Origin of the sequence: Cronobacter malonaticus LMG 23826 (genome assembly GCF_001277215.2) — a bacterium.
Taxonomy (GTDB): domain Bacteria; phylum Pseudomonadota; class Gammaproteobacteria; order Enterobacterales; family Enterobacteriaceae; genus Cronobacter; species Cronobacter malonaticus.
The window spans coordinates 2,157,394-2,178,847 of the sequence record NZ_CP013940.1; the positions used below are offsets into that span (position 1 = coordinate 2,157,394).

At 57.9% G+C, this 21,454-nt stretch carries 18 protein-coding genes; 13 read left to right on the forward strand and 5 right to left on the reverse strand.

Translation table 11 applies throughout. From position 1 onward, the window contains the following. Positions 1-218 precede the first annotated feature (218 nt). From AFK66_RS22385 to uspE, 4 genes are all read left to right on the forward strand, one after another. Positions 219-488 carry a hypothetical protein gene (locus AFK66_RS22385; RefSeq protein WP_131824106.1) on the forward strand — a complete coding sequence of 90 codons (270 nt, stop codon included), beginning with the start codon at positions 219-221 and terminating at the stop codon, positions 486-488. After that, positions 466-981, forward strand: coding sequence for a methylated-DNA--[protein]-cysteine S-methyltransferase (gene ogt / locus AFK66_RS10230; protein ID WP_007774715.1), 516 nt, complete (start codon positions 466-468; stop codon positions 979-981). The genes AFK66_RS22385 and ogt overlap by 23 nt, the downstream gene beginning before the upstream one ends. A gap of 177 nt (positions 982-1,158) precedes the next feature. After that, complete coding sequence (fnr, locus tag AFK66_RS10235) at positions 1,159-1,911, forward strand: fumarate/nitrate reduction transcriptional regulator Fnr (RefSeq protein ID WP_004385865.1); 753 nt, start codon at positions 1,159-1,161, stop codon at positions 1,909-1,911. Positions 1,912-2,047: 136 nt separating this feature from the next. Continuing rightward, positions 2,048-3,004 (forward strand): universal stress protein UspE, encoded by a 957-nt coding sequence (gene uspE / locus AFK66_RS10240; protein WP_007774711.1) that lies wholly within the window; start codon positions 2,048-2,050, stop codon positions 3,002-3,004. A gap of 114 nt (positions 3,005-3,118) precedes the next feature. Here uspE and pntB read toward each other — a convergent pair whose 3' ends face one another. Further along, positions 3,119-4,507, reverse strand: a complete 1,389-nt coding sequence (gene pntB, locus AFK66_RS10245; protein WP_023898826.1) for a Re/Si-specific NAD(P)(+) transhydrogenase subunit beta — start codon at positions 4,505-4,507, stop codon at positions 3,119-3,121. 10 nt (positions 4,508-4,517) lie between these two features. After that, the gene (gene pntA / locus AFK66_RS10250) at positions 4,518-6,053 is read right to left on the reverse strand and encodes a Re/Si-specific NAD(P)(+) transhydrogenase subunit alpha (RefSeq protein WP_032981701.1); all 1,536 of its coding nucleotides are present in this window, start codon (positions 6,051-6,053) and stop codon (positions 4,518-4,520) included. A 525-nt stretch (positions 6,054-6,578) separates the two neighbouring features. Between pntA and ydgH the strand changes: the two genes are divergently transcribed. From ydgH to rstA, 4 genes are all read left to right on the forward strand, one after another. After that, positions 6,579-7,523: a DUF1471 family protein YdgH gene (ydgH, locus tag AFK66_RS10255; RefSeq protein WP_007774700.1), complete on the forward strand. Its 945-nt coding sequence runs from the start codon at positions 6,579-6,581 to the stop codon at positions 7,521-7,523. A gap of 184 nt (positions 7,524-7,707) precedes the next feature. Next, positions 7,708-9,090, forward strand: a complete 1,383-nt coding sequence (locus AFK66_RS10260; RefSeq protein ID WP_007774698.1) for an amino acid permease — start codon at positions 7,708-7,710, stop codon at positions 9,088-9,090. Positions 9,091-9,119: 29 nt separating this feature from the next. Then, on the forward strand, positions 9,120-9,842 hold the full coding sequence (folM, locus tag AFK66_RS10265) for a dihydromonapterin reductase (protein WP_007774696.1): 723 nt from the start codon (positions 9,120-9,122) through the stop codon (positions 9,840-9,842). Between the two features lie 75 nt (positions 9,843-9,917). Then, positions 9,918-10,646, forward strand: a complete 729-nt coding sequence (gene rstA / locus AFK66_RS10270) for a two-component system response regulator RstA (protein ID WP_007774692.1) — start codon at positions 9,918-9,920, stop codon at positions 10,644-10,646. Positions 10,647-10,681: 35 nt separating this feature from the next. On the opposite strand, the gene AFK66_RS10275 is transcribed toward rstA, so the two are convergent. After that, positions 10,682-11,434, reverse strand: coding sequence for a glucose 1-dehydrogenase (locus tag AFK66_RS10275; protein ID WP_007774690.1), 753 nt, complete (start codon positions 11,432-11,434; stop codon positions 10,682-10,684). 111 nt (positions 11,435-11,545) lie between these two features. Between AFK66_RS10275 and AFK66_RS10280 the strand changes: the two genes are divergently transcribed. The 3 genes from AFK66_RS10280 (at position 11,546) to tus (ending at position 15,176) form a co-directional block, all read left to right on the forward strand. Next, positions 11,546-12,451, forward strand: coding sequence for a LysR family transcriptional regulator (locus tag AFK66_RS10280; RefSeq protein ID WP_007774688.1), 906 nt, complete (start codon positions 11,546-11,548; stop codon positions 12,449-12,451). A gap of 26 nt (positions 12,452-12,477) precedes the next feature. Next, on the forward strand, positions 12,478-13,773 hold the full coding sequence (rstB, locus tag AFK66_RS10285; RefSeq protein ID WP_023898828.1) for a two-component system sensor histidine kinase RstB: 1,296 nt from the start codon (positions 12,478-12,480) through the stop codon (positions 13,771-13,773). A gap of 473 nt (positions 13,774-14,246) precedes the next feature. Continuing rightward, a complete protein-coding gene (gene tus, locus AFK66_RS10290; protein WP_023898830.1) occupies positions 14,247-15,176 on the forward strand; it encodes a DNA replication terminus site-binding protein in 930 nt (309 codons plus the stop codon). On the opposite strand, the gene fumC is transcribed toward tus, so the two are convergent. Both fumC and fumA read right to left on the reverse strand, forming a co-directional pair. Beyond that, on the reverse strand, positions 15,177-16,574 hold the full coding sequence (fumC, locus tag AFK66_RS10295) for a class II fumarate hydratase (protein WP_007774676.1): 1,398 nt from the start codon (positions 16,572-16,574) through the stop codon (positions 15,177-15,179). Positions 16,575-16,730: 156 nt separating this feature from the next. After that, the gene (gene fumA, locus AFK66_RS10300) at positions 16,731-18,377 is read right to left on the reverse strand and encodes a class I fumarate hydratase FumA (RefSeq protein ID WP_007774674.1); all 1,647 of its coding nucleotides are present in this window, start codon (positions 18,375-18,377) and stop codon (positions 16,731-16,733) included. 205 nt (positions 18,378-18,582) lie between these two features. Here fumA and manA point away from each other — a divergent pair, with 205 nt between their 5' ends. Both manA and AFK66_RS10310 read left to right on the forward strand, forming a co-directional pair. Further along, complete coding sequence (manA, locus tag AFK66_RS10305) at positions 18,583-19,761, forward strand: mannose-6-phosphate isomerase (RefSeq protein ID WP_023898832.1); 1,179 nt, start codon at positions 18,583-18,585, stop codon at positions 19,759-19,761. 99 nt (positions 19,762-19,860) lie between these two features. After that, a complete protein-coding gene (locus AFK66_RS10310) occupies positions 19,861-21,414 on the forward strand; it encodes a YdgA family protein (protein ID WP_023898833.1) in 1,554 nt (517 codons plus the stop codon). Positions 21,415-21,454 lie beyond the last annotated feature (40 nt).

Below are 21,454 nucleotides of genomic sequence, written 5' to 3' on the forward strand. Positions count from 1 at the left end.
GATACATTTTTCGGGTTGCCGTTTCATATTCATTGTCAGGCGGGATCACATTATTCAGTTTCGTTAATGCTTTGTGTTAAATATATGTGAATGAAATCACCCCTTCGCTGTGACAATATGCATTTGTGTTGCTATATATTCTTTATCCGCATGTTAAGGAATAATAACCGCGGTAACAAAGCCTGGACGCATTGCTGTGTGTACTATGGGGCCTGAATATGATGTCTTCAGGCTCTGTTTTTTTATTTCCAGAAAAAAGAGAGGCTGATCTGTTTTTTCCGGAAATGCAGGCGGCAAGCGTGAAGGTTACCTTTATCCTGCCCTTTGCAGCGCTTTTGGTGCGCCGTTTGACGGCCGCTTCGGGCAATGGAATGCCCGCCGTTCTCCCTCTCCGCTCCTCCTGTGGCGGTATGGCGAGCCACCCGCCGCCATGCTATGTTGACGCCTCAAAAAAGGAGACCGCGAATGCTGACGTTACTGGAAGATAAAATCGACACGCCGTTAGGACCGCTGTGGGTTATCGCCGATGAACAGTCGCGCCTGCGCGCCGTTGAGTGGGAAGAACACAGCGATCGTATGGAGCAATTGCTTGCCATTCATTACCGTCAGGAAGGCTTTCGCCGCGTGGGATGTAACAACCCCGGCGGGCTTTCAGACGCGCTTCGCGCATGGTTTGCAGGCGATCTGGCCGTTATCGATAATCTGCCCACCGCCACGGCGGGAACCCCGTTTCAGCGCGAAGTCTGGCAGATGCTGCGCACTATTCCCTGCGGACAGGTGATGCATTATGGCGAGATGGCGGAGCGTTTAGGGCGTCCGGGCGCGGCTCGCGCCGTGGGTGCGGCGAACGGCTCGAACCCCATCAGCATTGTGGTGCCGTGTCATCGCGTTATAGGGCGTAACGGCACCTTAACCGGTTATGCGGGCGGCGTGGCGCGTAAAGAGTGGTTATTGCGCCATGAAGGTTATTTACTGATTTAATTCACACTGTAAAATAATATTTTCTGGAACTTATTAAATACGCTTTAATTCAGATGGATGGCAGTAAACGTCAGATTTAAACCAGGATCTTTTCCCTGTTTGCGCATTAGCCGGATTTACCTGTACGGTCAAAATATGTTAAAATTGACCAATATCAATTAAGGCTTGAGCGAACTTATGATCCCGGAAAAGCGAATTATACGACGCATTCAGTCTGGCGGTTGTGCCATCCATTGCCAGGATTGCAGTATCAGCCAGTTGTGTATCCCTTTTACCCTGAATGAGCATGAGCTTGATCAGCTCGATAATATTATCGAGCGCAAAAAGCCCATCCAGAAAGGGCAGACGCTCTTTAAAGCGGGCGATGAATTAAAATCGCTGTACGCTATCCGTTCCGGCACGATTAAGAGCTACACCATTACCGAACAGGGCGACGAGCAGATCACCGGCTTCCACCTGGCAGGCGATCTGGTGGGTTTTGATGCTATCGGCACCGCGCATCACCCAAGCTTTGCTCAGGCGCTGGAAACCTCCATGGTCTGTGAAATCCCGTTCGAGACGTTAGACGACCTCTCCGGCAAAATGCCGAGCCTGCGCCAGCAGATGATGCGTCTGATGAGCGGCGAGATCAAAGGCGACCAGGATATGATCCTGTTGCTGTCGAAAAAGAACGCCGAGGAGCGCCTCGCGGCCTTTATCTACAATCTCTCGCGCCGTTTCGCCGAACGCGGCTTCTCTCCGCGCGAGTTCCGTCTGACCATGACCCGCGGCGATATCGGCAACTATCTGGGCCTGACCGTGGAAACCATCAGCCGTCTGCTCGGCCGTTTCCAGAAGAGCGGCATGCTGGCGGTGAAAGGCAAATATATCACTATCGAAAACCATGAAATCCTGGCAGAACTGGCCGGACAATCCCGCAACGTGGCATAAGTTTTTCCTCTCCCGCCGGATCGTTAAATTTTCGTGATTTATTGATCCGGCTGGGAATTCTCTCCTGTTTCATTCACACCATATGGGTTACTCTTAAATGACAAACTGTGGGTAAGCAGTTGTAAGGAGACCCTGTATGGCAAGGTATCAAAACATGCTGGTGGCCATCGACCCCAATCAGGATGACCAACCGGCTTTACGGCGAGCAGTTTATCTACATCAGCGAATCGGCGGGCGCATTAAAGCCTTTCTGCCGATTTATGACTTTTCCTACGAAATGACCACCCTGCTCTCCCCGGATGAGCGCACCGCCATGCGCCAGGGCGTCATCAGCCAGCGCACCGCGTGGATACGCGAGCAGGCAAAATATTATTTAGAAGCGGGCGTGCCCATTGATATCAAAGTGGTCTGGCATAACCGCCCCTTCGAAGCCATCATTCAGGAAGTCATCAGCGGCGGTCACGATCTGCTGCTGAAAATGGCGCACCAGCACGACCGTCTGGAATCCGTGATTTTCACGCCGACCGACTGGCACCTGCTGCGTAAATGCCCCTGCCCGGTCTGGATGGTGAAAGACCAGCCGTGGCCGGAAGGCGGTAAAGCCGTGGTGGCGGTGAATCTCGCGAGCGAAGAACCTTACCACACGGGCCTGAACGAAAAACTGGTGCGTGAAACGCTGCACCTGGCCGAACAGGTTAACCATACCGAAGTGCATCTGGTGGGCGCTTATCCGGCAACGCCGATTAACATCGCCATCGAACTTCCCGACTTTGACCCGAGCGTTTACAACGACGCCATTCGCGGCCAGCATCTGCTGGCGATGAAAGCCCTGCGCCAGAAATTCGGCATCGGCGAGCGCGTCACGCATGTTGAAAAAGGGCTGCCGGAAGAAGTCATCCCGGATCTCGCGGAGCATTTACAGGCCGGGATTGTGGTGCTGGGCACCATCGGGCGCACCGGGATTTCCGCGGCGTTTCTCGGCAACACCGCCGAGCAGGTGATTGATCATCTGCGCTGCGACCTGCTGGTGATTAAGCCGGACGATTTCCAGAGCACCGTTGAGCTGGATGATGAAGAGGACGATGAGGACTAAGGTCTCATCTGTCTCAAGAAAACCCGCCGCCCGGCGGGTTTTTTATTGCCGCAACGCAGGCGACAGACGAAAAAAAACCGCCAGCGGGCTGGCGGTTCTGGTTATACAAGCGAATTACAGCGCTTTCAGAATGGCGTCAACGCTCGCTTTGGCATCGCCAAACAGCATCTGCGTGTTCTCTTTAAAGAACAGCGGGTTCTGCACGCCGGCATAGCCGGTATTCATGGAGCGTTTGAAGACCACCACGTTCTGCGCCTTCCACACTTCCAGCACCGGCATCCCGGCGATGGGGCTTTTCGGATCGTCCTGGGCGGCCGGGTTGACGGTGTCGTTCGCGCCAATCACCAGCACCGTGTCGGTATCGCTGAAATCGTCGTTGATCTCATCCATCTCCAGCACGATGTCATAAGGCACTTTCGCCTCCGCCAGCAGCACGTTCATATGGCCTGGCAGACGCCCCGCCACCGGGTGAATACCAAAACGCACCTTGATGCCGCGCGCGCGCAGCTTCTCGGTGATTTCCGCCACCGGGTACTGCGCCTGCGCCACTGCCATGCCATAGCCCGGCGTGATGATGACGGAAGTCGAGTTTTTCAGCATCTCTGCCGTCTCTTCCGCCGTGATTTCGCGGTGCTCGCCCACTTCGTCGCTCTCGCCGGTGGAAGATCCGTCGGTGCCGAACCCGCCCGCGATCACGCTGATAAATGAGCGGTTCATCGCCTTACACATGATGTACGAGAGGATAGCACCCGAAGACCCCACCAGCGCGCCGGTGACGATCAGCAGATCGTTGCTCAGCATAAAGCCTGCCGCCGCGGCCGCCCAGCCGGAGTAGGAGTTCAGCATGGAGACGACCACCGGCATATCCGCGCCGCCAATGGACGCCACCAGATGCCAGCCGAACGCCAGCGCGATAACCGTCATCACGAAAAGCGCAAAGCCCTGCATGCCGGCGCTCTCCGTCTGCACGAAAATCAGCAGCAGAATGAAAGAGACGACCAGCGCCGCGAGGTTCAGCTTGTGACGATTCGGCAGCATCAGCGGTTTAGAGGAGATCTTGCCGCGCAGCTTGCCAAACGCCACCACCGAGCCGGTGAACGTCACCGCGCCGATGAAAATGCCGAGGAACACCTCAGTCAGGTGAATATTGACCAATACCGGCGCGAGGCCCGGCTCGTGGTGCAGGTAGCTGTTAAAGCCCACCAGCACCGCCGCGAGACCCACAAAGCTGTGCAGAATAGCCACCAGCTCCGGCATTTCCGTCATTTCGACACGTTTAGCAAGGCGAATACCGATAGCTCCGCCGATCGCCATCGCGATGATTATCCAGCCCACGTTGCTGGCGTATGGCCCAAAAATGGTGGCAATCAGCGCAATCGCCATCCCCGCGATGCCGAACAGGTTGCCCTGCCGTGAGGTTTCGTGCTTCGAAAGCCCCGCCAGGCTGAAAATAAAGAGAATTGCGGCGACGATGTACGCAGCCGTAACTAATCCTCCAGACATAACTTACCCCTTAGTTCTTCCGGAACATTTTCAGCATGCGCTGAGTGACGGTGAAACCACCAAAAATATTAATGCTGGCGATGAGGATCGCGATAAAGCTAAAGAAGCTTATCCAGCCGCCATCGCCAATCTGCAACAGCGCGCCGACGACGATAATCCCGGAGATGGCGTTGGTGACTGACATCAGCGGCGTATGCAGCGCATGTGAGACGTTCCAGACGACGTAATAGCCAACCACGCAGGCGAGCGCGAACACGGTGAAGTGGCCGAGGAACTCTTTCGGGGCGACATTCGCCAGCCAGCCGAACAGAATAATGGCGAGCGCAATCAGCGCGTATTTACGCCACGGTGACGAAGGCGCAGGCGGCTCGACCGGCGCGGCTTGCGGTTTTGCGCTGGCAGCCGCTTGCGGCTGCGCGGAAACCTGAATCGGCGGCGCAGGCCAGGTGACTTCGCCGTCGCGAATCACCGTCACGCCGCGCACCACGACATCGTCAAAATCAACGACCACCGCGCCGTCTTTCTCCTTGCACAGCAGTTTCAGGAGGTTAACCAGGTTGGTGCCGTAGAGCTGTGACGACTGCGTCGGCAGGCGGCCCGGCAGATCGGTATAACCAATCACCTTCACGCCGTTGGCGGTGACGAAAATTTCATTCGGCACGGTGTATTCGCAGTTGCCGCCGTTTTGCGCCGCCAGATCGACAATCACGCTGCCCGGCTGCATGGAATCGACCATTTCACGGGTAATGAGCTTCGGTGCCGGTTTGCCCGGAATCAGCGCCGTAGTGACGATAATGTCCACTTCTTTCGCCTGCGCGGCGAACAGCGCCATTTCGGCTTTGATAAAGGCGTCGGACATCACTTTGGCGTAGCCGTCGCCGCTGCCCGCTTCTTCTTTAAAATCCAGCTCCAGGAATTCGGCGCCCATGCTCTGCACCTGCTCTTTCACCTCCGGGCGGGTGTCGAACGCGCGCACGATAGCGCCGAGACTGTTGGCGGCACCGATAGCGGCGAGGCCCGCGACGCCTGCGCCAATCACCATGACTTTGGCAGGCGGCACTTTACCGGCGGCGGTGATCTGCCCGGTAAAGAAGCGGCCAAACTCATGGGCGGCTTCTACAATCGCGCGATAACCGGCAATGTTTGCCATCGAGCTTAAGGCATCCAGAGACTGCGCGCGGGAGATGCGCGGTACGGAATCCATCGCCATCACGGTAACGTTTTTCGCGGCCAGTTTTTCCAGCAGTTGCGGGTTCTGGGCAGGCCAGATAAAGCTAATCAACGTCGTGCCGGGACGCAGCCGCTCGATTTCATCGTCCTGCGGCGCGTTGACCTTGAGGATGACATCCGATTCCCAGACGTCGGCGGTATCCACCACGCTTGCGCCTGCGGCGATAAACGCCTCGTCATCGAAACTCGCCAGTTTACCGGCGTCACGCTCCACTGCGACGCTGAAACCGAGCTTCAGCAGCTGCTCCACCGTTTTTGGGGTCGCCGCGACGCGGGTTTCCAGCGCGACCCGCTCTTTTGGTACACCAATACGCATAGTATTCCCTTCCATCGATTTTTAAGATGGTCTGTCACTCGCTTAGCAGACGAAAACGCCCGGCGAAAAAGCGCAGCGCCGTGGTGTTCGCCATCCATATCGTTGTCACAAACTTTCTATAACCTACTGAATTACACGCCTTCGATCCACCGTCCGGGACAACTATTTAACGGTTAATGAGCGAAAGTGTAGCGTCGTTACCGTCTGACAGGGATTTTTGCTTAAAAAGCACGTTCAGCCGCTACGTTTACGCCCTTTCAGACCAGAAAAAAACGATTCTGCGCCGCAGAAGCCAGCTGGTTTAACAATGATTTAACTTAAAAAGTCATAAGCTTTATCAATTTTAGTGGTCAGAAGAGGATTTTCATCATTCATAACCTGAAGTTATTTATAAACGACAAGCGACAGCATTCGCTGTGAAAAATGCCGCAGACATCCGGCACCTTTCAATGCAATAATCAACGACTAACCATTTCACACAGGCTGTATCAGTACCTGTTTTGCGCAAGGCGAAGGACTATTTTTATGAAGCTCAAGCATACCCTTCTGGCGACCGCTCTGTTTTCCGCGGCCTCGCTGTCAGCTCAGGCGGCGACAGAGTTAACGCCGGAACAAGCCGCGGCGCTGAAACCGTTTGACCGTATCGTCATTACGGGCCGTTTCAACGCCATTAACGAAGCGGCCACCGCCGTTTCCCGTCGCGCAGATGCTATGGGCGCGGCGTCTTACTATATTCAGGACACCAGCGACACCGGCAACAGCGGCAACTGGCGCGTAGTGGCTGATGTTTATCGCGAGAACGCGCCGAAAGCCGACGCGCCGAAAAATCGCGTAATCAATGGCGTGGTAGAACTGCCAAAAGATCAGGCTATCGCGCTTGAGCCTTATGACACCGTGACCGTTCAGGGCTTCTACCGCAGCCAGCCGGAAGTGAACGACGCCATCACCAAAGCGGCGAAAGCCAAAGGCGCAGCCTCTTTCTGGATCGTGCGCCAGGTTGATACCAACCAGGGCGGCAACCAGCGCATCACCGCGTATATCTATAAAGCCGACGCTAAAAAACGCGTACTACAAAGCCCGGATGCGATTCCGGCGGATTCCGAAGCGGGCCGCGCGGCGCTCGCCAAAGGCGGCGAAGAAGCCAAAAAAGTGGAAATTCCGGGCGTTGCCACCACCGCTGCGCCAAGCAGCGACGTAGGCCGCTTCTTTGAAACCCAGGAATCCAAAGGCGGACGTTACACTGTCACTCTACCGGACGGAACCAAAGTCGAAGAAGTGAACAAAATCACCGCGGCGCAGATGGTGCCGTTCGACAGCGTCAAGTTCACCGGCCACTACAGCAGTATGACCGATATCTCCTACAACGTGGCGAAACGTGCCGCGAAGAAAGGAGCTAAGTACTACCACATCACCCGTCAGTGGGAAGAGCGCGGCGGCAACATGACCATCAGCGCCGACCTCTACAAGTAAGACTCAGTCTCAAAACCAAGCGGCTACGGCCGCTTTTTTTGTTTTTCCGCTACATTTTGTGTACGTCGCATTGCAAGCGAGCTTCGCACTCCGTAAAATCCCGCGCCTTAGTGCGATCCACCATTTTTATGCGCTCTGGCACAATAATTATTCTGGATCTTTCCTTTTGCAAAACAGGTTGTCTATGGAAAAGAAGCTGGGCCTCGCCGCGTTAACCGCGCTTGTTTTAAGCTCTATGCTGGGTGCCGGAGTTTTTAGTTTGCCGCAGAATATGGCCGAGGTGGCGAGTCCTGCGGCGTTGCTGATTGGCTGGGGCATTACCGGCGCGGGGATCCTGCTGCTGGCGCTGGCGATGCTGTTTTTAACGCGCCTGCGACCTGACCTCGACGGCGGCATCTTCACCTACGCCCGCGAAGGGTTCGGTGAACTGATTGGCTTCTGCTCCGCCTGGGGTTACTGGCTGTGCGCCGTGATCGCCAACGTCTCATATCTCGTTATCGTCTTCTCCGCGCTGAGCTTCTTTACCGACACGCCGCAGCTGCGCCTGTTTGGCGACGGCAACACCTGGCAGGCGATTGTTGGCGCGTCAGTGCTGCTGTGGGTGGTGCATTTTCTGGTGCTGCGCGGCGTGCAGACCGCCGCGAGTATTAACCTCGCGGCGACGCTTGCTAAACTCCTGCCGCTCGGCCTGTTTGTGGTGCTGGCGATTATCGCGTTCCGCCTGCCGACCTTTACGCTGGATTTCACTGGCGTCGATCTCGGCGTGCCTGTCTGGGAACAGGTGAAAAACACCATGCTGATTACGCTGTGGGTATTTATCGGCGTGGAAGGCGCGGTGGTTGTCTCTGCCCGTGCAAGGCAGAAAAAAGATGTCGGCCTGGCGACGCTTCTGGCCGTGCTTGCGGCGCTCACGGTCTATCTTCTGGTGACGCTGTTGTCGCTCGGCGTACTGGCGCGCCCGGAACTGGCGCAGATGCGTAACCCATCAATGGCGGGCCTGATGGTCCAAATGATGGGCCCGTGGGGCGAAGTGATTATCGCAGCCGGGCTGATTGTTTCGGTGTGCGGCGCGTACCTGAGCTGGACCATTATGGCGGCGGAAGTACCGCTACTGGCCGCGCAGTATAAGGCGTTCCCGCGTCTTTTCGCCCGCCAGAACGCGCGTAACGCGCCGTCGGCCTCGCTGTGGCTGACGAACGCCAGCGTGCAGATCTGTCTGGTGCTTATCTGGGCGACCGGCTCGGATTACAACACCCTGCTGACCATCGCCTCCGAGATGATTCTGGTGCCCTATTTCCTGGTCGGCGCTTACCTGCTCAAGATCGCAAAGCGTCCTTTACATCAGGCGATTGCTGTCGGGGCGTGCATTTATGGCCTATGGTTGCTGTATGCCTCAGGCCCGATGCATCTGCTGCTTTCCGTTGTCCTGTACGCGCCTGGGGTGGTGTTTTTCCTCTATGCGCGCCGTACCCATGTGGATAACGTGGCGCTGAAAGGTCAGGAGAAAATCGTCATCGGCCTGCTGCTGATTGCCGCGCTGCCGGCGACCTGGATGCTGGTGCGCTAATCTCCTGCCGCTAACGCTAAAGGAGAGTTGTGGTGAAAAAACTGGATAAACCCATTGTTATCACCGGCGCGGGCCGCCGTATCGGCCTTGCGCTGGCGCACCATTTCCTGGCGCAGCATCATGATGTGATTGTCAGTTACCGCACCCGTTACCCGGCGATTGACGTGCTGGAAGAGGCAGGCGCGGTGTGCATCGAAGCCGATTTCTGCCATGACGAGGGCATTCTGGCGTTTGCCGACGCCGTAAAAGCGCGCACCACGCATATTCGCGCGCTGTTGCATAACGCCAGCACCTGGCAGGATGAAAGCCCGCCTGTGCCGCCCGCTGAGGTGCTGAACGCCATGCTGCAAATTCACGTTCACGCGCCCTATCTTCTTAACTTTGCCCTGGAGCCGCTGATGCGCGGCCAGGGCCACGCCGCCTGCGATATTATTCACTTTACCGATTATGTCGTGGAGCGCGGCAGCGCGAAGTATATCACCTATGCCGCCAGTAAAGCGGCGCTCGATAATCTCACCCGTTCGTTTGCCCGCAAGCTCGCGCCGGAGGTGAAAGTTAACGCTATCGCCCCGTCGCAAATCCTCTTTAACGAACATGACGACCCGGAATACCGGCAGAAGGCGCTGAATAAATCGCTGATGAAAATCGCGCCCGGTGAAAAAGAGATTATCGACCTGGTGGATTATCTCCTCACCAGCCGTTACGTGACGGGCCATAGCTACCCGGTGAACGGCGGCCGCCCGTTGCGTTAAGCGGTTGAGTTGCCGTTGCTGGCGCGTTGCGTCTGCCCGGTGTATCCTGGTGTTTTTACCGCAACGCAGAAACCTATGAGCAAGATCGTTTTTGTTGAAGATGACCCGGAAGTCGGCGAGCTTATCGCCGCCTATCTGGGCCGCCACGATATCGATGTGATTGTCGAAAGCCGCGGCGATCGCGCCGAGGCGGTGATTGAGCGTGAGAACCCGGATCTGGTGCTGCTGGATATTATGCTGCCCGGCAAAGACGGCATGACGCTGTGCCGCGATCTGCGTACCCGCTGGCAGGGGCCGGTGGTGCTGTTAACGTCGCTCGACAGCGATATGAACCATATTTTGTCGCTTGAAATGGGTGCCAGCGACTACATCCTCAAAACCACGCCGCCTGCGGTGCTGCTGGCGCGCCTGCGTCTGCACCTGCGCCAGCATATGACCGCCGCGCCCGTGACGGCGGATAGCGCCCCGACGCTTCAGCCTCACAAGGCGCTGCGTTTCGGCACGCTGTGTATCGATCCGTTAAACCGCCAGGTCACTCTGGTGGGCGAACAAGTGGCGCTCTCAACAGCGGATTTTGACTTACTCTGGGAGCTTGCGACCCATGCCGGACAGATCATGGATCGCGACGCGCTGTTAAAAAACCTGCGCGGCGTGACGTATGACGGGCTGGATCGCAGTGTAGACGTGGCGATTTCAAGGCTGCGTAAAAAGCTTAACGACAGCGCGACCGAGCCTTATCGCATCAAGACGGTGCGCAACAAAGGGTATCTGTTCGCGCCGCATGCCTGGGAAAGCGAGACGTAACGCAACGCGCCGCGCTTCCCGCGCGGCGCTGACGCTTAAATTTGCACCATCCCGCCATCGGCAAACAGCTCAACGCCATTCACAAAACTCGCCTCGTCAGACGCCAGGAACAGCACCGCTTTGGCAATCTCCTCGGGTTTGCCGACGCGTCCGAGCGGGATCTGCGCGGTGAGTTCGTTTTTCACCGCTTCCGCCTGCTCACCTCCGCCGAAAAGGTCATTAAGACCCGCCGTATTGACCGGCCCGGGGCTAATGGCGTTGACGCGAATGTGACGGTCTTTTAAATCAAGTATCCAGTTGCGCGCAAAACTGCGTACCGCGGCTTTGCTCGCGGCATAGACGCTGAAGGCGGGCGTGCCGCTGGAACCGGCGGTGGACGCGTTCAGCACCACGGCGGCCCCGTCACGCAGCAGCGGCAGCGCTTTCTGTACGGTGAACAGTACGCCTTTCACGTTGGTGTCGAAGGTATCGTGATAATGCGCCTCGGAAATCGCGCCGAGAGGTGCCAGCTCACCGCCGCCCGCGTTGGTAAAGACCACATCGATATGGCTGTGGCGCTGCTGCACCGCCTCATACAGGCGGTCGATATCTGCAAGCTGGCTCATATCGCCGCGCACGCCGGTGACGTTGTCACCTAATTGCTGTAATGCCGCGTCAAGCGCCGCCTGCCGACGCCCGGTAATAAACACGTGCGCGCCTTCGTCGGCGAACGCTTTAGCGGTAGCAAGGCCAATGCCGCTGGTGCCGCCGGTCACAATAACCACCTTATTGCTGAAACGTGCGTTCATAGTTTTATCCTCAGTGAATGATGACCTCTGTCATCGGCTGAGAATAAGCGCTTTCCATCGGGCTGTGTACTAGGACAAAATGGCACCCTGCGTTCTGTCTGAGGAACGATAATGCAAAGCGATCTTAACGACTATTTTTACTATGCCGAAGTGGTGAGCCACGGCGGTTTTGCCGCCGCCAGCCGGGCGCTGAAGCAGCCGAAATCAAAGCTCAGCCGCCGCGTGGCGGGGCTTGAGGCGCAGCTTGGCGTGCGCCTGATTGAGCGTTCCAGCCGCCGTTTTCGCGTCACCGATATCGGCCAGGCGTTTTACGACCAGTGCCGCGCGATGTTGCTGGAGGCGGAAAAAGCGCAGGCGATCATCGCCCAGGCGCGTAAGGAGCCGCAGGGCGTGGTGCGTTTCAGCTGCCCGACGGGCATGGTGGAGATTATCCAGGCCATGCTGCCCGCGTTTATGCACCGCTACCCGCAGGTAAAGCTGCAAATCATCGCCATCGACCGCCCTGTCGATTTAATCGAAGAGCGCGTGGATGTGGCGCTGCGGGTGCGCACCGAACTGACCAGCGACGCCGAGCTGATTATGCGCACGCTGGGCACGTCCAACCGTATCCTGGTAGCCAGCCCGCAGCTTGCCAGTAAACTTAGCGGAGCTGTCGACACCCTCGCCTGCCATCCGACGCTTGGCACCAGCGACGAGCCGGGTGAAATCAGCTGGGCGCTGGAACATGAACAGGGAAAACGGTGTCTGATTCGCCATCAGCCGCGGCTCAGCTGCAGCGATTTTACGGCTGTCCGCGCGGCGGCTATCGCCGGGCTGGGCATTGCGCTACTGCCGGATCACGTTTGCGCCAAAGCGCTGAAAACCGGCGAACTGGTGCATGTTTATCGCGGCTGGCAGGGCCAGCGCGGAATTGTGCATCTGGTGTTTACCACGCGTCGTGGTCTGCCGCCCGCGGTCAGAGCGTTTATCGATCATCTGGCCGCGCACTTTCCGCACACCACATCGGCTTTCCAGTAACCGCGCCGCTGGCGTGAGAGATTGTCATGAAAAAACTCTTTATACAGTTCTATTTGCTGCTGTTTGTCTGCTTTCTGGTAATGACGATGCTGGTTGGGCTGGTCTATAAGTTCACCGCCGAGCGCGCCGGGCGTCAGTCGCTGGATGACCTGATGAAAAGCTCGCTCTACCTGATGCGCAGCGAACTGCGTGAAATCCCGCCGCATGAGTGGAACAAAACCATTAAAGAACTGGATTTGAACCTGTCGTTTAAGCTGCGTATCCAGCCGCTGAATCAGTATCACCTTAACGACATCAACAGCCGCCGCCTGCGCGAAGGCGAGATTGTGGCGCTGGACGATGAATATACATTTATCCAGCGGATCCCGCGCAGCCACTATGTGCTGGCGGTCGGCCCGGTGCCCTATCTTTATTTTCTGCACCAGATGCGGCTGCTGGATATCGCCCTGATTGCGCTGATCGCGATTTCTCTGGCGCTGCCGGTGTTTATCTGGATACGCCCGCACTGGCAGGAGATGCTGCGCCTTGAGACCGCGGCGCAGCGGCTCGGCGAAGGGCATCTGGATGAGCGCATTCATTTTGATAAAGCGTCGAGCTTTTCGCGGCTCGGCGTGGCGTTTAACCAGATGGCCAACAATATTAACGCGCTGATCGCCAGTAAAAAGCAGTTGATTGACGGGATAGCTCATGAGCTTCGCACGCCGCTGGTGCGCCTGCGTTACCGGCTGGAGATGAGCGATAACCTGAGTACCGCAGAATCGCAGGCGCTGAACCGCGATATCGGCCAGCTGGAAGCGCTTATAGAGGAGTTGCTGACTTACGCGCGGCTGGACCGCCCGCAAACAGAGCTCCATCTGACGCACCCGGAACTGCCGCGCTGGCTGCATGACTATGTGGACGACGCGCGCCTGCTGCACCCGGAGCGCGAGTTAATTCTCGCGCGCGTTGACCAGGGCGATTACGGCGCGCTGGATATGCGTCTTATGGAGCGCGTGCTGGATAATCTGGTGAATAACGCGCTGCGCTACAGCGAGCAGCGGCTGCGAATTGGCTTATCGCTTGAGGGCGAGCAGGCGACGCTTGAAGTGGAAGATGACGGCACAGGCATACCGGAAGATGAGCGCAGCCGGGTGTTTGAGCCGTTTGTGCGCCTCGATCCGAGCCGCGATCGCGCCACCGGCGGGTGCGGTCTGGGGCTTGCGATTGTGCATTCCATCGCCACCGCCATGAGCGGTGAAGTGAGCGTCACGCAAAGCGAACTCGGCGGCGCGCATTTTCGTTTTCGCTGGCCGGTGGTGGCGTTGCCCACAGAAGGCGTGTAAGGGTTACGGCGTGTCTGGCGGGTGCGCTTTGCTTACCCGCCCTACGGTTAACTGCATTTTGCGTTATATCCTGTTTTGCGGCGGGTGCGCTGCGCTTACCCGCCCTACGGTTAACTGCACTGGCGTTATCTTCTGTTTTGCGGCGGGTGCGCTACGCTTACCCGCCCTACAGTTAGCTACACTGGCGTTATCTCTTGTTTTGCGGCGGGTGCGCGGGCTTACCCGCCCTACGGTTAGCTGCACTGGCGTTATCTCTTGTTTTGAGGCGGGTGCGCTTTGCTTACCCGCCCTACGTTACTGCGAATCTCATGCACTGTGTTTTGTAGGGTGGGTAAGCGCAGCGCACCCACCACTTTCCTCATATTCACATTTCCCGCCTCGCCAATTTTCCTGCCCGGCTTTTAACTCGCTATGGTCAAACCTGGCGAAACTGTGCTAAACATAAAGTATGTTGTAACTAATGTGAGAGCATCATGGCCCGTTACGATCTCGTTGAACGCCTTAACGTCACTTTTCGCGAATTAGAACATGCATTAATGGAGATGCGGGATGGCCTCGCGGCCTGCCGTCTGCTGGCGGCGCGGGTATTTAGCCTGCCCCAGGTGGAAAAAGGCAAAGAACATGACCCGCTGCTCACCATATCGGTGACGCAAAAAATCGGCAAAGAGGCGCAGGAGGCGGCGCTGCGTCACTTTACGCACCTGTTCATCCAGCAGCAGTCGGAAAAGCGCAGCAGCAAGGCGGCGGTGCGCCTGCCGGGCGCGGTCTGTTTCAGCGTCGATGACGCGCAGCACGAGGCGCTGCACGCGCTGGCCGATAAAATCAACGCGCTGAAAACGCAGCTGGAAGAGATTATCACCGTGGAATCGGGCCTGCCCTCCACCCAGCGTTTTGAGTGGGTGCACCGCTATCTACCAGGGCTGATTACGCTCAACGCGTATCGCCGTCTCACGGTGCTGGATAACCCCGCCACGCTGCGTTTCGGCTGGGCGAATAAGCACATCATTAAAAACCTGACGCGCGACGAGGTGCTGGCGACGCTGGAGCGCGGGCTGAAAGCGCCGCGCGCGTTGGGCGGATTAACCAAAGAGCAGCGGCACGCGCGCCTCACGCAGGAATATAACGATATCGCCGCCCTTCCGCAGAATGCGCGGCTGAAGATTAAACGTCCGGTGAAAGTGCAGCCGGTGTCGCGCGTCTGGTATGCGCAAAACCAGCGGCAGGTGCAGTATGCGTGCCCGTCGCCGCTGATTGTGCTGTGCCATGAAACGCGCGGCGGCGCGGTGCCGGATATTGGCGAACTGCTGAACTATGACGCCGAAAACGTGCAGCACCGCTACAAGCCGCAGGCGGAAGAACTCGTCATGATGATCCCCCGCCTGCACCTTTACCTCGCGCCCTGATCAGGGCTTCATGCTGCCCACCATCTCTTCCGGGCGTACCCAGGCGTCAAACTCCTCCTCGCTGAGATAACCGAGTTTCAGCGCGGAGGCTTTCAGCGTCAGCCCCTCTTTATGCGCTTTTTTAGCAATCTCGGCGGCTTTGTCGTAGCCAATATGCGTATTGAGCGCCGTCACCAGCATCAGTGATTCGTTAAGCAACTGGCTAATGCGGTCACGGTTCGGCTCAATCCCGATGGCGCAGTGATGGTTAAAGCTCTCCATGCCGTCGGCCAGCAGACGCACCGATTGCAGGAAGTTATGAATGACCATCGGGCGGAACACATTGAGCTCAAAGTTGCCCATCGCCCCGCCCATATTGACCGCGACGTCATTACCCATCACCTGACAGCACAGCATGGTCAGCGCTTCGCACTGCGTCGGGTTCACTTTGCCCGGCATGATGGACGAACCGGGTTCGTTTTCAGGAATCGAGATTTCGCCGATGCCGCAGCGCGGGCCGCTTGCCAGCCAGCGCACGTCGTTGGCGATTTTCATCAGCGAGGCGGCGAGCCCTTTCAGCGCGCCGTGGGCATGCACCAGCGCGTCGCAGGTGGCGAGCGCCTCAAATTTATTAGGTGCGGTGACGAACGGCTGGCCGGTAAACGCGGCGAGCTCTTTGGCCACGCGCTCCGCGTACTCCGGGTGCGTATTCAGCCCGGTGCCGACCGCTGTGCCGCCAAGCGCCAGCTCCGCCAGATGCGGCAGGCTGTTATTGATATGCTTCAGGTTATGCTCAAGCATCGCCACCCAGCCGGAGATCTCCTGGCCGAGCGTCAGCGGCGTGGCGTCCTGCAGGTGGGTACGGCCAATTTTCACGATATCGCTGAACGCGCTCGCCTTGTCGCTGAGCGTTTTGTGCAGCACGTTAAGCTGCGGGATCAGCTGTTCGCGCAGCGCGATCACCGCCGCGACATGCATCGCCGTCGGGAAGACATCGTTCGAGCTCTGGCTCTTGTTAACGTCATCGTTCGGATGCACTTTGCGCGCCATGCCGCGCTCGCCGCCGAGAATTTCGCTCGCGCGGTTCGCCAGCACCTCGTTCATGTTCATGTTAGTCTGGGTACCGGAGCCGGTTTGCCAGATAGCGAGCGGGAACTCCTGCGGATGCGCGCCTTCCAGCACTTCGTCGGCGGCCTTAATGATGGCCTCGCCGCGCTCTGCGGGCAGTAAGCCGAGATCCATATTGACCTTCGCGGCGGCGCGTTTGGTGAGCGCCAGCGCCTCAATCAGCGCGGTCGGCATTTTCTCGGTGGAAATGCGGAAGTGCTCCAGCGAACGCTGCGTCTGCGCGCCCCAGAGTTTATCGGCCGGCACGTCGATAGCGCCCATGGAATCTTTTTCACTGCGGTAGGCGGTCATTACTTTCTCCTTGATAACAAAGATGGGATTGCTCGCATGCTTCAGGAATAAGTATTGATGGCTTCGGGGAAATTGTATGGCGCTTTGTGCGCTCTTTTTTGCGGTCAAAAGGCCGGGCGGCTGCGCCTTACCCGGCCTGCATCAGGGTCTGTTACGTTACTTCAGGCACGCCGAGCACTGCCCGGCCTGGATTTGCTGGAAGAAATCGTTGCCTTTGTCATCCACCAGGATAAACGCCGGGAAATCTTCAACCTCGATTTTCCAGATAGCTTCCATGCCCAGTTCCGGGTATTCGACGCACTCCAGATGCCGGATGCTGTTCTGCGCCAGCACCGCCGCCGGGCCGCCGATGCTCCCGAGATAAAAACCGCCATGTTTCTTACAGGCGTCCGTCACCTGCTGGCTGCGGTTGCCTTTAGCGAGCATGATCATGCTGCCGCCGTTGGCCTGAAGCAGATCCACGTAGGAGTCCATGCGTCCGGCCGTTGTCGGGCCGAGCGAGCCGGAGGCATACCCTTCCGGGGTTTTGGCCGGGCCTGCGTAGTAGATCGGGTGATCTTTCACGTACTGCGGCAGCCCTGCGCCGCTGTCGATGCGCTCTTTGAGTTTCGCATGGGCGATATCGCGCGCCACGATGATAGTGCCGGAGAGCGACAGGCGCGTGGAGACCGGGTACTGCGAGAGCTGCGCGAGGATTTCGCTCATCGGACGGTTGAGATCGACGCGCACCGCTTCGCCCTCGCCCGCGCGACGCAGCGCTTCGGGAATGTATTTGCCGGGGTTGCTTTCGAGCTTCTCGATCCAGATACCGTCGCGGTTGATTTTGGCTTTGATATTACGGTCTGCCGAACAGGAGACGCCCATCCCCACCGGGCAGGACGCGCCGTGGCGCGGCAGGCGGATGACACGGATATCGTGCGCGAAATATTTACCGCCGAACTGCGCGCCAAGGCCGAGATTGCGCGCCTCCTGCAACAGCTCTTCTTCCAGATGGACATCGCGGAACGCTTGGCCGTGTTCGTTACCTTCGGTCGGCAGGCCATCGTAATATTTGGTTGAGGCGAGTTTAACGGTTTTGAGCGTCGCTTCCGCCGACGTGCCGCCAATCACAAACGCCACGTGGTACGGCGGGCAGGCCGCGGTACCGAGCGTGCGCATTTTCTCCACCAGATACGCTTTCAGCTTGCCGGGCGTGAGCAGCGCTTTGGTTTCCTGGTACAGGTAGGTTTTGTTCGCGGAGCCGCCGCCTTTGGCGATGCACAGGAATTTGTACTCTTCGCCGTCAACGCTGTAGAGGTCAATCTGCGCCGGCAGGTTGGTGCCGGTGTTGACCTCTTTGTACATATCGAGCGCCGCGTTTTGCGAATAACGCAGGTTATCCTGGGTGTAGGTCTCGTAGACGCCCTGCGCCAGCGCGGCTTCATCGCCGCCGCCGGTCCAGACGCGCTGGCCTTTTTTGCCCATGATAATGGCGGTGCCGGTGTCCTGGCAGGTCGGCAGAATGCCTTTGGCGGCAATCTCCGAGTTGCGCAGGAATTGCAGCGCGACATATTTGTCGTTTTCGCTGGCTTCCGGGTCGCTCAGGATATCCGCCACCTGCTGCTGATGCGCCGGGCGCAGCATAAACGAGGCGTCGTGGAAGGCGTGGCGGGCCAGCAGGGTCAGCGCCTGCGGCTCGACTTTCAGGATTTCCTGGTCTTCAAATTCGGAAACGGAGACGTGATCGCGGGTTAACAGGTAATACTCGGTCTCGTCCTTTTTCAGTGGAAAAGGCTCTTGCCAGAAGAAGGGTTTGCCAGACATTGCACTCTCACTTACAGCTACAGTTAAGAAATTTGTCGTTCCGCCACTGAGTCCGTGTGCGGCATGAAAAAGCGAGTCGCTACATCGTACACAATTTTTTAACAAAAACTGAGACTAAACCGACTTTTTACCCAGCCGGGTTACTTCGGGGCACTTTATTGGTTTAATACCGAAAAGTGTTTTCCTTCGAATACAGGGACTGATCATGCAGAAACTCATTAACTCGGTGCAAAACTACGCCTGGGGCAGCAAAACGGCGTTAACGGAACTCTATGGCGTGGCGAACCCGGAAGGCCTGCCGATGGCGGAGCTGTGGATGGGCGCTCACCCGAAAAGCAGCTCGAAAATTCAGGATGCGCAGGGCCAGACCCGCGCGCTTCGCGAGGTGATCGACGCGGATAAAACCGCCCTGCTCGGCGCGCCGGTGGCGGAGCGCTTCGGCGAGCTGCCGTTCCTGTTTAAAGTGCTGTGCGCCGACCAGCCGCTCTCCATTCAGGTACATCCGAACAAGAAAGCTTCCGAAGACGGCTTCGCGCGTGAAAACGCGGCAGGCATTCCGCTGGACGCCGCCGAGCGTAACTACAAAGATCCGAACCACAAGCCGGAGCTGGTTTTTGCACTGACGCCGTTCCTCGCCATGAACGCGTTCCGTGAGTTTTCTGAGATTGTATCCCTGCTGCAGCCGGTCGCGGGCGCACATACCGCTATCGCGCATTTCCTCGCCGAGCCGAATGCCGACCGCCTGCGTGACCTTTTCGCCGGGCTGCTGAATATGCAAGGCGAGGAGAAATCCCGCGCGCTGGCGGTGCTGAAAGCGACCGTCGCAAGCCAGCAGGGCGAGCCGTGGGACACCATTCGGTTTATCGCGCAGTTCTACCCGGACGACAGCGGTCTGTTCTCCCCGCTGCTGCTGAACGTGGTGAAACTGAACCCTGGCGAGGCGATGTTCCTGTTTGCCGAAACGCCGCACGCCTATTTGCAGGGCGTGGCGCTGGAAGTTATGGCCAACTCCGACAACGTGCTGCGCGCAGGCCTCACCCCGAAATATATCGATATTCCTGAGCTGGTCGCCAACGTGAAGTTTGTCGCTAAACCGGCGGGCGAACTGCTGACGCAGCCGGTGAAGAAGGAAAGCGCGCTGGAGTTCCCGATCCCGGTCGAGGATTTCGCCTTCTCGCTGCACGATCTCCATTCGCAGCCGCAGAGCCTTGCGCAGGAGAGCGCCGCGATCCTGTTCTGCGTCGAGGGCGAAGCGGTGCTCAGCAAAGGCGACGAGCGTCTGACCCTAAAACCCGGCGAATCGGCTTTCGTCGCGGCCAGTGAATCGCCGGTCAGCGCAAGCGGTGTGGGCCGTCTCGCGCGCGTCTATAATAAGCTCAACTAAGTTACTGATCTTTTAAGCAAGGATTGCTAAGCTTGGTAACATCTTTACCAGTCATGCCAGACGGACCGCCGTCTGGCTTCGTTTTAAGGGAACTGAACTATGAAAAAATCACTGGTTGCCGTGGGCGTGATTGTCGCCCTCGGGGTCATCTGGACAGGTGGGGCGTGGTACACCGGTAAGCAGTTTGAGAAACATGTCGGCGAGATGGTGGCAGAAGCCAACGCGCAGCTTAAGCGCAGCGCGCCGCAGGCGGGGCTTGAGCTAAGCTACCAGGATTACCAGCGCGGGCTATTCAGCAGCCATCTGCAACTGGTGGTAAAACCGGCGGCCGGACAGCAGGAAGCGCTGCTGAAGCCGGGCCAGAGCGTCGTGCTTGACCAGGTGGTAAGCCACGGTCCGTTCCCGCTCGCCGATCTGAAAAAGCTCAATATTCTGCCGGCAATGGCGTCTGTGCATACCACGCTTGTGAACAATGACACCACCAAAGCGCTGTTCGATATGGCGAAAGGCAAATCGTTCGCCGACGTGCAGACCCGCATCGGCTACGGCGGCGCGACCTCCAGCGACATTCAGTTCCAGCCGCTCAATTACGAAGCCGCGGATGAGAAAGTGGCGTTCAGCGGCGGCGAATTCCAGCTCGATGCCGACAAAGACGGCAATGACGTGAGCCTGAAAGGCGAAGCGTCCAGCGGCCTGGTCAGCGCGGTGAATGAGTATGGCCAGCATGTGCAGTTGACCTTCAACGGCCTGAAAGCTGACGGCAACACCAAAATGACAAGCTTTAACGAGCGCGTCGGTGAACAGAAACTGGATCTCGAAAAACTGGCGATTGCGATTGAAGGCCAGGAGATGGCGCTGCTGGAAGGCATTAGCCTGAACGGCAAATCCGACGTGGCTAAAGATGGCAAGAGCATCGACAGCCAGATGGATTACGTCATGAAAAGCCTGAAAGTGCAGAATCAGGATCTGGGCAGCGGCAAGATGACGCTGAAAATCGGCAACATCGACGGCCAGGCGTGGCATCAGTTCAGCCAGCAGTATAACGAACGCAGCCGCTCGCTGATGGCGCAGCCGGGCATTATGGATAACCCTGAGCAGTATCAGCAGCAGGCCACCGAAATTCTGGTCTCTTCCCTGCCGCTGCTGCTGAAAGGCAACCCGGTTATTACTATCGCGCCGCTGAGCTGGAAAAACGCCAAAGGCGAAAGCACCTTTAATATGTCGCTATTCCTGAAAGATCCGGGCCAAACGCCGGTGAGCGCGACCCAGGCCGCGCCTGCCGAACAGCTCGATCGCGTGGTGAAAAGCCTCGACAGCAAGCTGGTAATTCCGGTGGATATGGCGACCGAGATGATGACGCAGGTGGCGAAACTGGAAGGCTACCAGCAGGCCGATGCCGAGAAGCTGGCGAGCCAGCAGGTGAAAGGCCTTGCGGCGATGGGCCAGATGTTCCGTATCACCACGATGCAGGACAACAGCATCGTCACCAGCCTGCAATACGCTAACGGCCAGGTGAATCTGAACGGGCAGAAAATGCCGCTTGCGGAATTTGTCGGCATGTTCGGTCTGCCGGGCATCACTGCGCCAGAGCCGCAGGCGATGCCGGCACCCGGTGCGCCGGGTGTGACGCCGCCAGTCGCGCCGCAGCAGTAAAAAGAAAACGGCCTCTCAGGAGGCCGTTTTTTATTGCGCC

Coding starts and splice junctions, on each gene's coding strand:
- tus (WP_023898830.1), top strand. CDS start 14,247: ATGGCCCGTTACGATCTCGTTGAACGCCTTAACGTCACTTTTCGCGAA.
- rstB (WP_023898828.1), top strand. CDS start 12,478: ATGAAAAAACTCTTTATACAGTTCTATTTGCTGCTGTTTGTCTGCTTT.
- fumC (WP_007774676.1), bottom strand. CDS start 16,574: ATGACCGCCTACCGCAGTGAAAAAGATTCCATGGGCGCTATCGACGTG.
- fumA (WP_007774674.1), bottom strand. CDS start 18,377: ATGTCTGGCAAACCCTTCTTCTGGCAAGAGCCTTTTCCACTGAAAAAG.
- rstA (WP_007774692.1), top strand. CDS start 9,918: ATGAGCAAGATCGTTTTTGTTGAAGATGACCCGGAAGTCGGCGAGCTT.
- fnr (WP_004385865.1), top strand. CDS start 1,159: ATGATCCCGGAAAAGCGAATTATACGACGCATTCAGTCTGGCGGTTGT.
- AFK66_RS10280 (WP_007774688.1), top strand. CDS start 11,546: ATGCAAAGCGATCTTAACGACTATTTTTACTATGCCGAAGTGGTGAGC.
- AFK66_RS10310 (WP_023898833.1), top strand. CDS start 19,861: ATGAAAAAATCACTGGTTGCCGTGGGCGTGATTGTCGCCCTCGGGGTC.
- uspE (WP_007774711.1), top strand. CDS start 2,048: ATGGCAAGGTATCAAAACATGCTGGTGGCCATCGACCCCAATCAGGAT.
- manA (WP_023898832.1), top strand. CDS start 18,583: ATGCAGAAACTCATTAACTCGGTGCAAAACTACGCCTGGGGCAGCAAA.
- AFK66_RS10260 (WP_007774698.1), top strand. CDS start 7,708: ATGGAAAAGAAGCTGGGCCTCGCCGCGTTAACCGCGCTTGTTTTAAGC.
- pntB (WP_023898826.1), bottom strand. CDS start 4,507: ATGTCTGGAGGATTAGTTACGGCTGCGTACATCGTCGCCGCAATTCTC.
- AFK66_RS22385 (WP_131824106.1), top strand. CDS start 219: ATGATGTCTTCAGGCTCTGTTTTTTTATTTCCAGAAAAAAGAGAGGCT.
- AFK66_RS10275 (WP_007774690.1), bottom strand. CDS start 11,434: ATGAACGCACGTTTCAGCAATAAGGTGGTTATTGTGACCGGCGGCACC.
- pntA (WP_032981701.1), bottom strand. CDS start 6,053: ATGCGTATTGGTGTACCAAAAGAGCGGGTCGCGCTGGAAACCCGCGTC.
- ydgH (WP_007774700.1), top strand. CDS start 6,579: ATGAAGCTCAAGCATACCCTTCTGGCGACCGCTCTGTTTTCCGCGGCC.
- ogt (WP_007774715.1), top strand. CDS start 466: ATGCTGACGTTACTGGAAGATAAAATCGACACGCCGTTAGGACCGCTG.